Annotated in this window: 15 protein-coding genes; 1 reads left to right on the top strand and 14 read right to left on the bottom strand. The window is 45.3% G+C overall.

The features are described from left to right. Positions 1 to 83: 83 nt before the first annotated feature. The 13 genes from ACI0CA_RS10905 to ACI0CA_RS10845 all read right to left on the bottom strand — a co-directional run bounded on the left by ACI0CA_RS10905 (position 84) and on the right by ACI0CA_RS10845 (position 12,952). Positions 84 to 320, bottom strand: a complete 237-nt coding sequence (locus ACI0CA_RS10905) for a type II toxin-antitoxin system RelB/DinJ family antitoxin (RefSeq protein WP_308449930.1) — start codon at positions 318 to 320, stop codon at positions 84 to 86. Positions 321 to 440: 120 nt separating this feature from the next. Then, positions 441 to 1,037 (bottom strand): hypothetical protein, encoded by a 597-nt coding sequence (locus ACI0CA_RS10900; protein ID WP_308449929.1) that lies wholly within the window; start codon positions 1,035 to 1,037, stop codon positions 441 to 443. A 1-nt stretch (position 1,038) separates the two neighbouring features. Further along, positions 1,039 to 1,614: a hypothetical protein gene (locus tag ACI0CA_RS10895; RefSeq protein ID WP_446806810.1), complete on the bottom strand. Its 576-nt coding sequence runs from the start codon at positions 1,612 to 1,614 to the stop codon at positions 1,039 to 1,041. 84 nt (positions 1,615 to 1,698) lie between these two features. Continuing rightward, positions 1,699 to 3,504, bottom strand: a complete 1,806-nt coding sequence (locus ACI0CA_RS10890; RefSeq protein ID WP_446806811.1) for a type IV secretory system conjugative DNA transfer family protein — start codon at positions 3,502 to 3,504, stop codon at positions 1,699 to 1,701. Next, entirely contained in the window at positions 3,501 to 4,445 is a 945-nt protein-coding gene (locus ACI0CA_RS10885) for a DUF3991 domain-containing protein (protein WP_446806812.1), read from the bottom strand. Before ACI0CA_RS10885 ends, ACI0CA_RS10890 begins: the two co-directional genes overlap by 4 nt. Next, entirely contained in the window at positions 4,429 to 5,007 is a 579-nt protein-coding gene (locus ACI0CA_RS10880; protein ID WP_446806813.1) for a hypothetical protein, read from the bottom strand. Before ACI0CA_RS10880 ends, ACI0CA_RS10885 begins: the two co-directional genes overlap by 17 nt. A gap of 18 nt (positions 5,008 to 5,025) precedes the next feature. Beyond that, positions 5,026 to 8,028 carry a MobP3 family relaxase gene (gene mobP3 / locus ACI0CA_RS10875; RefSeq protein ID WP_446806814.1) on the bottom strand — a complete coding sequence of 1,001 codons (3,003 nt, stop codon included), beginning with the start codon at positions 8,026 to 8,028 and terminating at the stop codon, positions 5,026 to 5,028. Between the two features lie 97 nt (positions 8,029 to 8,125). Continuing rightward, entirely contained in the window at positions 8,126 to 10,018 is a 1,893-nt protein-coding gene (locus tag ACI0CA_RS10870) for a VirB4 family type IV secretion system protein (RefSeq protein WP_308449924.1), read from the bottom strand. Beyond that, complete coding sequence (locus ACI0CA_RS10865; RefSeq protein WP_418529417.1) at positions 10,005 to 10,637, bottom strand: hypothetical protein; 633 nt, start codon at positions 10,635 to 10,637, stop codon at positions 10,005 to 10,007. The genes ACI0CA_RS10870 and ACI0CA_RS10865 overlap by 14 nt, the downstream gene beginning before the upstream one ends. 1 nt (position 10,638) lies before the next feature. Beyond that, positions 10,639 to 10,923, bottom strand: a complete 285-nt coding sequence (locus ACI0CA_RS10860) for a hypothetical protein (protein WP_308449922.1) — start codon at positions 10,921 to 10,923, stop codon at positions 10,639 to 10,641. A gap of 12 nt (positions 10,924 to 10,935) precedes the next feature. After that, positions 10,936 to 11,892: a conjugal transfer protein TrbL family protein gene (locus ACI0CA_RS10855; RefSeq protein ID WP_308449921.1), complete on the bottom strand. Its 957-nt coding sequence runs from the start codon at positions 11,890 to 11,892 to the stop codon at positions 10,936 to 10,938. Between the two features lie 6 nt (positions 11,893 to 11,898). Beyond that, positions 11,899 to 12,213, bottom strand: coding sequence for a DUF3852 family protein (locus ACI0CA_RS10850; protein WP_177714061.1), 315 nt, complete (start codon positions 12,211 to 12,213; stop codon positions 11,899 to 11,901). A gap of 16 nt (positions 12,214 to 12,229) precedes the next feature. Then, a complete protein-coding gene (locus tag ACI0CA_RS10845) occupies positions 12,230 to 12,952 on the bottom strand; it encodes an Ig-like domain-containing protein (protein WP_308449920.1) in 723 nt (240 codons plus the stop codon). 219 nt (positions 12,953 to 13,171) lie between these two features. Here ACI0CA_RS10845 and ACI0CA_RS10840 point away from each other — a divergent pair, with 219 nt between their 5' ends. Further along, positions 13,172 to 13,780, top strand: coding sequence for a hypothetical protein (locus ACI0CA_RS10840; protein ID WP_177714064.1), 609 nt, complete (start codon positions 13,172 to 13,174; stop codon positions 13,778 to 13,780). Here the strand turns inward: ACI0CA_RS10840 and ACI0CA_RS10835 are convergent. Beyond that, the gene (locus ACI0CA_RS10835; RefSeq protein WP_308449919.1) at positions 13,762 to 14,190 is read right to left on the bottom strand and encodes a hypothetical protein; all 429 of its coding nucleotides are present in this window, start codon (positions 14,188 to 14,190) and stop codon (positions 13,762 to 13,764) included. The two genes, ACI0CA_RS10840 and ACI0CA_RS10835, sit on opposite strands and share 19 nt — an antisense overlap. Positions 14,191 to 14,561 lie beyond the last annotated feature (371 nt).

Genomic DNA, 14,561 nt, shown 5'->3' with positions numbered 1-14,561 from the left:
TACTTCCGGTTTTTGAGCTAAATCTGCGGCAAATTAAGGCTTACGAGGAAAGCTTGCCTCATCCGATGCGTAGGGCTTTTGTTTTAAGTACTTTCTTTCGTTGGTTCAGCGTCAATTTCTTCTAGACTTGTATCATCTGTGACTGTGGGGCTTACTGAAGATAGCTGTAAGCTTAGAGGAAGACCGTTTTCACGAACAATCTGGCTGTAAAACATTCGAATGGCGCTTGTTGGAGAAATGCCGAGCTGTGTGAGAATGCTTTCGGCTTTTTCTTTCACTTCAGTATCGATACGAACATAAAGTGCAGAGGTGTTTGCCATTTAAATCACACTCCTTATTAAAGTATTATATTATTCTATTTGAGGAAAAAGCAAGCTTTATAGGGCAAATGATATATTTAAAGATAAAAAACCGGAAGTACTTCCGGTTTTTCAGCATTGCTATAGCTTATTCAATTCATCGTGCAGTTGTTTTATTTGTTCAGAGGGATTTTTGTACGCTTTGAGTGTCAGAAGATAGAGTTCTTTAAGTATTTTATTGTAATTCCTTTTCGCATTTCGACACTCAAGCTCTTGTTCAATCCGTGTATGACTTATCTCTTTGCTATAATTATAAAGCTCATCTTTTACTTTACCTGATGTTTGAATGTCTTCAAGAAGAATGCTGTTTCGTAAATTAAAAATTCCTTCTTTGGCTTTGGAAGCTTTATCGCGTTCGTTTTTTACACGGTTAGTAATTCTGTCTATGTCGCTTATTTTATCATTAGCGTTCCATTTTTTAATTATCAATCTTGCAAAAATATAGATAGTCAATAAAGCGAAGCAAAGCCACATAATAGTAGGAGTGTGTGGCCGAAGAGCAATGCTTACTTTTTTTAATATGTCCTGTCCAATATCGGTTTTCACAACATAAGTAGCTCCATTTACCACACCTAATAACAGCATAGTAAGGCACAAAGAAAAAATCGATAGTATTTTCAATACACGGATATACTTGGGAGGCTCTTTGCTTTGTTGAGATTTTTCTTTTTTTGTCATATTATATGCTTAATCCTCCAAAATGATGCCCTTGTATATCTTTGAGTTCTTGTTTTTGAGCCACTTCTAAATCATGTTGCTCTATATCTCTCATAGCCTTTTCAAGCTCTTGCCGATGATGAGCGATTTGTTCATTTTCCATTTTAATGTGATTAATGGCTGATGTAATTTCTTCTATCAGTTTGGATTCTTGTTCTGGTTCTAATGAAGTAGTAGCATATTTTAATAAAGTCTGAATTCGCTCGGACAATAAACCGTTGATAATCATTAGGTCATGTGTGTTTTTAAGAACGGCGTTTGCCTCATTGTATAGTGATTGTGAACATCTGGACAAGGACTGTATAGTTTTTTGATGTTCAAGTTCAATTTCGCGAATTGTACTTTTACAATCTTCTACAAGCGTTTGGTTTTGAGAAGAGAACTCTTTGATTTCTTCTTCGAGTTCCTCTAATTTCCGATTGTATTCTTCTTTTTTTTCAAAAGATTGAATCAATTCGTTAAGCACAGCTATTATCCCTCCGATAAAAATTATAGGTGTCAGAACTCCAATTAAGAATTGAATAATTATCTCAAACATTTATACCACTCCATTATTACATGAATATCAGTATATTTCAACTTTTTTGAAAAAAGATTTAAAAACCGGAAGTACTTCCGGTTTTTAATAATCTGCGGTGCTGCCCACGGACTCTGACGGATTGTCAGACTCTCGCTTTTGCCGTACAGTTTGTTGCCATTTTTCTTCTTTTATGGCTCGTATAACGTCGTCTAACTTGGCGTAGGCAGTGGGCACGTATTCTCGTGTTTCTGAGATATAGGGGGCTTCTAAGCGAATACCCCATTTGTCGTAGCGCGGCATATTGGCGATAAACGGGTGACTGCCTCGCCGGTTGACGATCCATTTGCCAAAGGGCAGAAGCTGCAATTCGTCCGGTGTCATCAATGGCCGTGCAATCATGTTGACGCTGCGGCTGCTATTTGATCCACTATCAAAAAGGCCGCGGCCTTCCCGGTTGTTGGTTGAAACGGAACCGGCAGCGACCGTCTGGTTTCCAAGCAGCTTGCTGAAGGTAACGGCGGTATCGGACATGGGGGAAAAGCCACCGAAAATAACGGTCTGGCAGCAGTCTCGAATAATAGTCTCGCCGTCTGCACCGTAGGTCTGTCTGAGCTGTGCCGGTGACTGGATGCAGGGCACGATAATAATGTTGCGGGATCGCGAAGCGCCAAACATGCCGAGAATGTTGCCCATATAGGGAAAAATGCCGAATTCATCGGCGAAGATATAAAGGCGGCGTGTAAGCTTGTTTTCTTTTGTGCATTCATCTGCATAGACGATGGCTTCATTTATGATCTGGCTAAGAAAAAGGGAGACCAATACGTGTTTTGTGGCGTCTTCTTCCGGGAATGTGATGAATACGGCAACTTTTTTCTGGTAGATGTCTGCGACTGTGATTTTAGAATTCTTACAGAGAATGTTTTCTGATTCTGAGTCGATAAAGGCAAGCAGGCGGGACATGGAGGTTGTGATAACAGATAAATACTGCATACCCTCGCTGCCCGGTACGGAGCCTGCAAACCAACGGATTTTATCATCTTCAGGTAGAAGACTGAGAATTTCATTCAGTTTTGTTTGCTTGACTTTCCTTTGGCTATCGGTCTCATCATTTGCGGATTTAACGGTTTGAACGAATTCGAGAAGAATTTTAAATACGGAAACGATATGACGTTCTTCCGGCTTGCAGTATTGCGCAACAAGTAGAATGATGGAGGTGATTAAGCCCTCAGAGGAATCGTAGAAATACGAGTTCTGACCGCCGCCGTCAAAGCCCTTTGTGTGGACAATAGAGTTTGCAAGAGCTTTTGCGTAGCGCTCGGCGCGGCTGTGGTAGTCTACACGTTTAGGGTCATCGCGCCACATATCTATGTAGAGATTGATGAGTTGCATGTAATTATAGCTGTCGCTTTTCATCGGCGTGCGGAAGTTGATATTCAAACAGGTATAGCCGTATTGTTCGCAGAGCTTGCCGTATAAACGGAGCAGGTCACCTTTACTATCCGTTGAGATAAAGGAAGTACCGCAAGCGAGCGCGTATTCGATATTCGGAATCATGAAGGTGGTGGTTTTGCCGCCGCCGGTTCCGGCAACCATGAGTGTGTGGCTGTCTGAAGGATCGATGGTTGCGAGAATTTGTTTTTTGTTCTGTGTCAAATTAACGACGATGCCTGTGGTAGTCGGACGGCTTTCTTCGTTGTATCTCCACATTTCCGGCTCGTAAGGAACTTGGATAGTCGAACTCTGTATCTCCTCTTGTGTTGCCCAACGGGCAGTGCCATACTGGCCGTCGCCGACGGTTTTACGCTTAATAGAGTCCAAATTGTAGCGCTTTTGTGACTCGGATAAAAAGATCAAAGCGACCAAAGCAATACCGACGATGGATAAAAATATAATTTGCTGTGGGGTCATAGAAACTCTCCTTTCTGAATTTTGTCTCTCAAGACGTCGTTCCAGTCCTTCTTGTACGGGCACAAAATAGAGGTTATGTATTTGCCGGAAAACTGCCGCATGAAGCGTTTGGCGGCTTCTTGCCCTTGATTTTCGGGCTTATTTATATCGTTATCAAAGCAGAAAGCGATACGTTGAATAGATTTGTGCTCCTTGAGAAATCGGCGTAAAGGATCTTCTGAAAGCCCGCCAAGCGATAAGTAGCTTGCTCTGTGCCACGGTTCATGCCGATGCAGTGTTAGAAAGCTCATCAAGTCGATGGGTGCTTCAAATACATACAGCACCGTGGCGTTATCATTGGCGTATGAAAAACCGCAGTTGAACTCACCGCCGGTCACAAAGCCACGGTAACGCTGCGCGGAATTCGTGCCGCGCTTATGAGCTGATTTTACGCGGCCGAAGCAGTCATAGCATACAAATACGATGTTGCCTTGTTTGTCTTGATAAATCAAATGCTCATCAATGAAAGTATTGACAATCTCGTGTGCGATGCCGCGTGTATGCGTGAGATACGCATACAGACGACGGTTATCCGGTGCAGCTGGCGGCAGACAGAAGGCAATGGGGATCATGTCTGTGGATTTTGATTCTCGTTTGGCGGGAGGAGGGGCAGCGAGATCAAAAGTGATCTGTCGGTTGCCGATGAGCTCGAGCACAGCGTGCGGGAAGCTTCTGTGGAAGAAATTTTGTACGAAAGCTACGGCGGCGCCGTGCTTGCCAGTGCTGTTTTGATACCATTTATAGCCGTGGATCACGCAGCTATCGTGCTTTTCCCAAATATAGTGGTTCCCTTCTTTTTGCACCTTTTCACCGCGTTCGCGCAGATATTCGGCAATATCTGTGTGCTGTGCGGCCGCGATCTGCTCTTGCGTCAGCGGAATATATTCACTGTGACTGCGCATCTGAATTCCTCTTTTTACTTTCTGCGACGGTAATTTCTATGCCCTTACGACGGAATTTTTGGAGAAAGGACTTTGTTTGCTGTTTTGTCAAGGATAAATCTGTGCGCATTTGTCTGGATGAAATAGAGTAGTTATGGTCGACAATATACTGATATACGGCTTCTTCAGTATTTTTGTTCAGCGGCAATTTTATGATGTCGCTCGCTTGGATAATGGAAATCTGCATACCGCTTTTACGGAATTTATGAATCATATTGTTGAGCTGTTCTCTGGATACATTAAGATCCCGACAGGCCTTTGCGATAGAAATTTCACAGTTATGTTCTTCTATGTACTGTCGTGATTCTCGGTAGATCTGCCTCTCGACCGATTTTCGGATGACACGGACATTCATGCCTTTTTTTCGCAGTAGGCCGATTAAGCTATAAACCTGACTCGGTGTTACGGCAAGCTCGTCACAAGCTTGTTTGACAGTGATTTTGTAATTGTTTTCGAGAACATAATTGTATATAGCTCGTGAACTATTAGATTTAAAGTTGATTTTGTTGCTTTTTTTCTTCATAGGTATCCCTTAAAGATATTACTGGAAAATTTGTTCGTGGTCTTCTTTTTGACCGAGCGCTCGTTTAAGCCTGCGCTGCATACGTCTCTGCTTTCGGTCGGTAGTGGCAGTGGCAGACTGTTGATCTTGCAGTGTTTGGCGGCGCAAAGCGTTGCCTATCGTATTGAGTAGGCGAGCAGCAAAGCTGAGGTTCTGTTGCTGCTGTTGCTTTTCGGCGTATTCTGCTGCACGCTGCTCTTGACGGATACGCTGCATCTCCATGACTTCTAAGCGTTGCTGTGCATAAATGCTGCCGCGTTCAGCCGCGACCGTATACCAGTGCACGGCGGTTTCATGGTCTGCATCGCATCCGAGTCCGTAGCGATACATAGTTGCGAGGCGCACGGCTTGTTGTGCTGTTGCCGATGTAGGACGATGTTCTTCAGCATATAGCATACCGACGCGTGCTGCCGCATAGTGTGCGTAAATCTCCGTTGCATCTCCGTCGATACGCTGCATGAGTTGACCGAGCTTGTATTCGGTTTCCGGTGTTTTCAGTGCGGCCTTGTAGTGGTCTATTGCAAGTGAAAGATCTTCGGGCACGCCAAGACCGTATTCATACATGCGTGCAAGGCGCAAGTGAATATGGTTTTCGGGATGATCGTCTTTTAGCCAGATTTCAGCGGCAGTTTTGTAGAGCTTTTGCATATCGGTTAAAGGCAGCTGCTCGTTATTCTGCATCTGCGCTATGGCGTAAGAGGATTCGGCAGTTAAATAATCATTTGCGTTTAAGCACTTACGGTAAAGTATTTCGGCGGTTTCGACATTCGGCGTAAAGCCTTGCCCGTGTTCAATCATTTTTGCGAGTGCAAATTGGCAATAGGAGTTTTCAGCATCGGCCATATACCAACCGGCGGCACGTTCATAATCCGGTTTGTCGGCAGGGGAGAGCTTACCGTGGAAATACAAATTGCCGAGATAATAGGCGGCGTGCTTATACCCACTTCTATAAGCAAACTCAAAATAAGCTGCTGCTTTATGCGGATCAGTCGCGACTTGCAGTGCGGGAAGATCTTCCGACTCTATGCCGTCTATGTTTGCAATTTCAATGCCGGTTGTGTAAATACGGCCGAGGAAATAAGCGGCTCTGCTAATGGCGCGCTGCTGCTTCTTTTCTTCAGCTTCCAGTGGCCCAAAATCGGCAATGGTATCTGCATAGGTGTTGCCAGCCGAGATTGCTTGAAGCTGCATGGCGTTGACGCTATCTAACAGGGTATCTTCAAACCCGAGTTTGGCTTTTAGCAAATAATAGTTACCGAGTTCAACGTCTTGATCTTCGCCCTTTTGCAAATAATACTGCGCTAACTGATAGGCGGCTTCGGTGTGACCGAGCTGCTCCGCAAGGTTGTACCACAGGATAGCGTCTTGCGGACATTTTTCATCGTAACGCAGGTACTGGGCATACCGGTATTTTTCTTCGGCTGTTCCGTCATACGGCGGCGAAGAACTTTGAACTTTCATGTTATCCCTCCAACTGCGTATGTCATTGGTTTTCCATGTCGCTTTGAACGGTTCATTCATTTGTGCATTTTCAGGCTCATCCAACGCATCAGAATAAGAAAAACCGGAAGTACTTCCGGTTTTTGCAGATGAATTTTCAGTTTTGGGAGTCAATGGGGGTGAAGGTTCGAACTGCAAGGCATACTGTACGACGAGATTTTTCAAAGGATACAAGTTGCTGCGCGTGGTCGCGGCAGATAAGGGCTTAGGCTCGTCCGGCGTCTTATAATAAGCTTCGAGCTGCTGTTGATACTTGTTGTACTCTGTAAGCAGCTCTTTAATTTCCGGAACTTCACTGATCTCATCGAGCAGTTTATCTACCATAGCTTTAGTGTCTTTTGGCAGATATTTATACACATGCCGACCGGATGCACTTTCAATGGACTTGCGTAACGCTGCAAGCTTTTCCGGCAAGAGTAGATCGGTAACGGCAGCATTGCTGTTATGCTCGAGCTGTGTGAACAAGGTCTCCAATCGGTCTTCAAGCTGTTGACGTGCTTCTTCACGTGGGGTAAAAATCTGATGGCGTTCTTCAGCGAAAATCTCCGAAACAAATTCAGATTTCAGCTGCTCGATGGCATCTTCGGAAAGGTATATACGGGATTTTTGTTCAGTGCTGTACGCAATAAAGTGTGCGTGCGGGTGATGCTTTGTGTTGTGCACGGCAGCAACCCAGTGCAGCTTAGAGGTCGGCACACGCAGCGCTTGGGCGATTTTGTCCGCCTTAATGGCGAACAACTGAGACCAGGCATCCTGTCGGTCATACCCGAGGCGGTCTGCATCTTCGCGCCGTAAAGAGAAGACCATGCTGTAAATATTGCCGGTATGTGCGGCAATAGCCTCCTTTTCGGCAGCGAGGTCAGCTGCACCGTTTACGGTAAAGAGTCCGTGCACTTTGCCTTCGTTATGGACGACACCCGGACGCTCTGCAATGTAGTTGAGCATGATTTCAAGCGTTTCAGGGTCGGCAGCATTAGCGAGACCGACTTCGAGTGCATGAGAGAGTACTTCGCTTGCGTTTTCACGCGTAGGGGAAGCCTTGTAGTCGCTGTATTCCGGTGTTTGACGGATGGCCGGTACTTTGTTTACAAACTCCTGTATGCGTTCTCGCTGAGCACGTGTGGCCGGGGCCGAGGGCTTAACGTCACCTTCTGCTGTCATGCCGTAGACATATTGTGCGGCACGTGAGATCAGAGCGCTGGCGTTTGCGGCGCTGCGGTCTTCGTCGTAGGCTTTGAATTCGCGCGAAAGCTCAAGGTCAGGGGATACCTCAAGAAATTGATTTATAGCTTCGCGCTGTGCTTCTGTGGCACTCACTTCCTTATAATGCTCATCGTAGTTATAAATGACGGATTCACGCGTCGCAATGTAGTTCACCAGTCCGGCTGCGGCTTCGGCGACAAAGGCGTACTTTGTGGCTTTTTCACCGGTCTGGGCGATATGAAAGTATCTTGCGTTTAGAATAAGACGTGCTCCGTCCATAGGCATTCATCTCCTTGTATAGAAATAAAAAGAGCAGTCAGATGACTGCTCGATTTTACCGAGATTTCAATATAAAAAGCGGAAGTACTTCCGCTTTTTAGCGTCCACCGGCGTTACCGAACAGTGCAGATTTGTGCTCTGGGGCGCGGACGGAGAGATGATAGCGTTCCGCACCGCATTTATAGAGGCAATGTCCTCGGTTCGGTGTCTGGATGATCTCATATTCCCACGGCTGTACGTTTATTGTGCGCTGAAACTCCGAAATATCGCAGTTTGCACCGGGGTGAAACAGAAAGCTGTGGGTCGGAATAGACATGAGCGGTTTTGTGTATGTGATAACGCTCGGGTTCAGAAGATCTTCCACGTTCTGCGAACCGATGCAAACGCCGGATTCCTTCTTTCTGCCACGCTTCATGAAGCTGTTGATGTAGGTGATTGCCAGACGGTTTTTCACGAACTCGTGAAGCTCATCGACAAAGAGGTCGCAGCTGCCTTCGGTCAGGAATTTGTGGCTCATATAGGAGAAGATATTCAAGAACATAGCGTTCTTCAGATTGTCGTTTGTGGTGAGTGCATCTTTGACGCAGAAATCGATAAAGTTTGAATTTGGTATGTTGGTGTGCCCGTTAAAGTATCGAGACATAGCGCCGATGCAAATACCGCGCAGGCCGAGACCGACGGATTTGAGCATTTCGAGGCTGTACATAACGGGATGACCGGCTTTAGCGGCAAGTGCGGCTTCTTCATCATAGCTTTCGAGCTTTTCTTCGATGACGCGGTAGAGGTCGCTCAAAATCGGGTAATCCTCAGAGGTCAGCTTTGTGAAGTCCGTGCGGGGTGTGATGCCGCGACGTTTATAGGTTTCCTCTAACATGATCTCGATGATGTCGAGCTGCGCACTGGAAAAGTCCTGATAAACGGAAAAGAAGTCTCGCAGATAGGCGATGTGCTGCGACAGGCGATTTTGCTTTTTAAAGGCTTCCGGGGAATCATCAAATTCATTGATTTCCTGCGTCGGGTCAACCCATGTTTTCGGCTCGAGCACGTTGATGTAGTATTTGCTGTCCATCATATCCAGATACGTACCGCCGAGGTTTTTAACCAACTCTCCATATTCGTTGTCCGGGTCGAGGATATATACTTTTTTGCCCGCCATGATGACGTTTGTGATGATGAGCTTCATCAAGTAGGATTTGCCCTCGCCGGAGTTGCCGAGGATTAGGATATGCCCGTTGGTTTTGTCTTCGGCGCGTCGGTCAAAATCTACAATGATGTTGCTGCCGTTCTGGTCACGGCCGATGTAAAATCCGTTTTTGTCATTCTTGCCGGAATAGGAGAAAGGAAACAGGTTTGCAACGCTGCTTGCTGGGAAAACACGCTCAAATTCTGTGCCGAAAGCGTTTTTGCCGTTGGGCTTAACGCTTTCAAAGCCTTGAAGCTGCCGTAGGTATAGCTTATCCACTAAAATTTTATGGTGCGTTAGAATGCTTTGCGTTTCGATCTGCTTCGATTGTAAACGCTCGAGGCTGTCTGCAATCAGTTCAATGAAAACGGCGCAGTACACAAAAGTTTCTTTCGTACGCTGTGTTTCGCGGATCATGCGGGAAAGCGTGGTAAGCTGCTCATCGGCTTCAATCTGTTCATGCAGCTTGTAGGATGAGCGTTTTTGCATATTTGTGCGGTTTTGGGCACGGTGAAAGATTTCATCGCGCTCTACGGTCGGCATATGACGTGTGTAGATATGCAGCGTTATACCGTCAGATTCACCGAGCTCGCGCAGCAAAGCAATTTCCGGTGAATCTTTTTCAACGGTTTCTGCGTATGAACGGATCGCCCAAACGCAGCGATACGTATTGCCGAGAATGTAATACCCCGGCGAACGTCTGAAGGAGACTACAGAGGGCGCGATTAAATCTTTGTAGGATTTGACTTTGCCTGCTTCAATTTCCTCCGGTGTAGGCATTTCAGCCTTTTTCTTAAACAGTGGCATTGTTGACCTCCATATATTGCATTCCGTCAAAATCGGGAACATGCTCCGTGTAAATGTCTCCAACGTAGTAAATAGCAAGCAGACGCTTGAAGCTGTCTTTTGTTGCGATGCGAGCGTGAAACTGGTGTTCGCGGATGAGATTAAGGGTTTGCATAATGCTGCGCCGAGCGTCATCCAGACGATCTGCACGGTGACGCAGGATCATTGCAAACTCGCGGCTTGTGCTCATCGCGATGTTGATTTCATCCAGATAAGCGATTTCTTGCAAGCAGAGCTGCTTTACCATGGGGGATTCGGTGGTTTCTGCGAGATGTCGGTAGTAACGCTTGTTATCCTCGTAATTTTGCGCCGAGGACATGCACAGCATTTGCAGCTCGGCAACATCTGAAAGAATATTTTGAAGGTTGCGGATTTTTGCAAGTACCTCACTGCGACCAAGAACAGAGATGTTGTCCGGCCGCAGCATAATGTAGGTGTACAGCATACCGTCTTCACCTTCAATGGCTACCGCACCGTTATCTCCGATTTGGAGGGGTACAAATTGCTTCAGATTCAGCAGTTGTTGCGTTGCCGATTCCTTTTTGTCGTTTTTCTTGTTTGATTTCATTTTTTGCTCCAATTTAATATTTAGGCTCGCCCCAGAAGTACTCGAGCTGGTCTAAAAACAGATAGTTGATATATCTCTGTATGACTTTAAGCAGTGATTGATTGTCGGTTGTAAAAGTCAACACCATATACAGCAGGGTTATCAACAGCGGAACCCAGACAAAAGAGAAGAAAAAGATAAGGGTAGAGAGCACAAGCCCCACTGCGATGATAACAAGGTTTATACCCGTCCAACCGAAAAACAATGCCTTTTCACTGAGATTTTCCGGGTAGAAAAAATAGTTTTGATCGTCGTTCATGATGTTTTCTCCTTATACGAATTGCTTGACCAACGACACCACGGAGGAGACGTTGTGTGCAGCGTTGCCGAGTGAGACCCTTGCGGAAGTATCGAGACCGAACATTTGCGCAATGCGCGGTACTTCGGCAGCTACAAGCAGCAGGCCGAGCGAAAAATACAGGCTTGAGGAGGCTGCATCCTGCATCATGATAATGGCGAGCAGATAGAGCAGGTTTTGCACAAAAGCAGTAAAGCACAAAGCTGCAACCTGTTTGCACCAACTTCCGAAGCCGTCGGTATATCCGCGTGCAAGCGCAAGCATGTGCATTGATCCTACACAAATTTGCACGAGAAGGATACCGCCGCGTTTGAGGTTGGAAAAGAAAATCTTGAAGATTGCCCACACCAGAATGATAAGCTGAATAAGCGCCCACCAGTCGGCATTTGAGGAAAGTGCGGCATCGGCGGGATCGGTGGCTTGGAAGCCGTCTGTAAGCTTTTTGAGGAATTCCCAAATTCCGTTTGCGATTTTAACCGGTGGCAGTGTGCCATAAACAGATTTAAACATACTTTGCACAGCGCCTTTGACCAAATCGGTTATGCTGACGGTTGCGCCGTCCATTGATCCGACGACCACGCTGCGCACCGTGCCGTAAATATCCATGCTTGTTTGAAACAGCAATATAGGAATACTCGAAAAGGTGAGCAGGGCGACTAAAAGTCGCAGCATGTTCATGCCGGTTCCGGTAAAGCTGCCGCCTCCACCGGTCTGATAGGAAACGGCAAAGTCCATTATAGCAATGGCTGCGCCGGTCAATCCCAGCCCCCAAGCAAACAGGGTAAAGAAATTCACAATAGCTTGTATGAATTCGTTGCTGAAGAAGTTGATGGATAGTCCGTTTACATCATCGAGCATAGTGAGGGCAACAGAGGTGAGCTGATAGTACACATAGTGATAAATTTCCTCGAGCGATGAGCTTGCAAACATAGGTCATCACCACCCAATGACGCTCCACATCCACGAGGGCGCGGAAACAACAACCACAAGGCAAATAAATAGAACGAGCAGTACGTTCCATTGAATTTCTCCGCCGTTATGACGATAGTCTCTCCACACGAAAACGCCTTTCACGACGAACGCGATGATGAGCACGCCGGAGATAATATACATGATAATATTTCCAATAGCTTTCATTTCCGGCTTAACATTGTTGTTAAAAGCACTTTCGAGTGCACCGGAGATCGTGGCGACGGTGGATGCCGGTAAATGTGAAATAGCGAGAAAATAGAGCTGATTTAAGATGTTCATAAAGTTACCTCTTTTCTTAATTTACGTTGACGGTGCAGCTTGCGGATTGACCGGTGCTGCGGCTGTACACGGTGACGGTGGCCGAGCCTGTGCTTACGGCCGTGATGGTGACGCCGGAAGTATCGGAACCTGAGAGAGAGACAACAGCGGAGTTGCTGCACACCCACTGCGCACCCATGCTGTAAAAATCACTAGGTGCTGCGGCAATGTTGATGCGCCAGCTGTCTCCGGGCAAAATATCGATGCTGTATGTATCAAGCGAGATGTTTTGCACCTCCGGGACGGGAGTGGGTTCCGGCGTTGCCTCAATGACCTGCGGCCGAGGCGTAGGCGTGACCTTTGGCGTTGGTTTTGGCGTTGTTTTGGGTTCTTCAGCAGTGTTTTGATTGCCTGCTTGCGAACCCGATGGCCGACTTTCAGTCGAAAAACCGGAAGTACTTCCGGTTTTTGACGATTCTGCCGGTGCAGAAGTAGGTGTCGACGTCGGTGTTGGAGCCGAAGTAGGTGTTGGCGATGGGGTAGGGGATGGTGTTGGCGTCGGCACTTCCTCACGCAAGACGATTGTAACGGGATCAGCTGACGGTTCATTGGAAGAAGCTTCTTGTCCTTCATTTTTAAATAGAGCTGATACCGGCGAACGCCCGGTGCGATTGACATCGACGACCTGCCATACAATACCACCGGCGACCAACACGATAAGCAGTGTGCCGATCACGGCGAGTTTTTTTCTTTTTTGCATTTGCTCATCCTTTCTTTTGAATTTACAGGTTGCCCCGCCGGGGTTGCGACCGGTCTTCCTGCATTAAAAAAACCTGCTATCCGGGAGATTGAAGTGAGATAGTAGGCTTTTTCGCTCTGCATGGGCTTCTTAAATATATATTGATTTATAAACTCGAGTACGCTACAATATCTATGATAATTCTTCAAAATACTATGATTGTAGGGGTCGAGGTAAAACATGAAAAATCAAATTAAAAACGACTTAAACAACATTAAAAATTCAGGACAAATCGTTATAAATACCGCTATTTCAAATGACAATGGTTCTCGACAATATCGCGCAAGCGATGTAATTGAAAAAGGGAAGTCTACTAACTTTATGAAACGTGAGGAAATTTTTGCTGTTTTGGGAGCAGTAGCTTCTGGTGTCACTATTGTGGATTTTCTTTTTAACCGATTAGGTGAAAACGCAGTTTTAAAACTTGGGAAAATACTATATGAGGCTTTTATTGAGCACAATACAGCTCCCTACTACTTCTTAATCGCAGAACTGATAGCTATAATTTGTTTTGGAGCTGTAAGTTTTTCAGCTTTTCGGAACGTAATTACGTTACATAAAGCACGGCATCTAGGCGCATGTATTTACAATAGAGATCGAAAAAAATCCTATAAAATAAAGGCATTACCATGCCCACATTGCAAAACAACTTTTCGAACTCCACTAAAAATCAAAGACGGCAAAAACTTTGGCATGGAATTTACTTGCCCTCATTGTTCGTTTAGAGCTACTATACCTGTTGCGGATATACTCAATCGCATTGATGAAAATTATGAACCAAAAAAGTGATAAAGAATTCCCGTCGCGACTACCATTCCTATTATAAGGAAACTCACATAAAACCCGACATCCTTTTTCGCTGTTACGGCTTTATCAAGTAGGAAAATTAAAAATACAATTACCGAAACCATTGTCAGTATTGCACCGAGTTTAACATCAAAGTAAAACATAGAAAGCAGAGCATATAGCATAATGCTTGGGTAAATATCCATACAGGATAGCTCAAAAGCTACCATCCAAAGAGGTGTATCGCTATCATGCCCTATCACCTGTGATACAATTTTATACTCTCGAAATAAATAGCAAATAAATCGACCAATTATAAAAGTCAGATGAAAAAATGGCAGTAAAACCAGTAGCCATGCAACTACGTTCCCGCAGTGTGACGATATAAATTCAAAGAACTCTTTTGATACCATGGGGTTTCTTCCTTTAAAACTAAATTAGCAGGCCCCGCCGGGGTTGCGACCGGTCTTCCTGCATTAAAAAAAACTGCTATCCGGGAGACTGAAGTGAGATAGTAGGTTTTTTCGCTCTGCATGGGTAAAATTGAATTGAAGACAAATTAAATCTGGTATAGGGCACTTGGGGTGATTGTGTATTCTATGTGCATCGTTGTTTGAATTTATTTTAGTAATTCCCGAATCATTAAAATGAAAGTTATGAGTGTTCCGAGCGCGCAGATTATAGCTCCTAATAAGTAGATGAAAATACTGTTGCTGGTTGAAGTGTGAGTGAAGATTTTATAGATGTTGAATATGAGGCAAGATAGATTTATAATAAATAGGCC

The organism is Hominenteromicrobium mulieris, assembly GCF_046197855.1.
GTDB classification, from domain to species: Bacteria; Bacillota; Clostridia; order Oscillospirales; family Acutalibacteraceae; genus Hominenteromicrobium; species Hominenteromicrobium mulieris.
The sequence above is the reverse complement of the archived record's forward strand: the minus strand, read 5'-3'. Positions and strand labels throughout refer to the sequence as shown.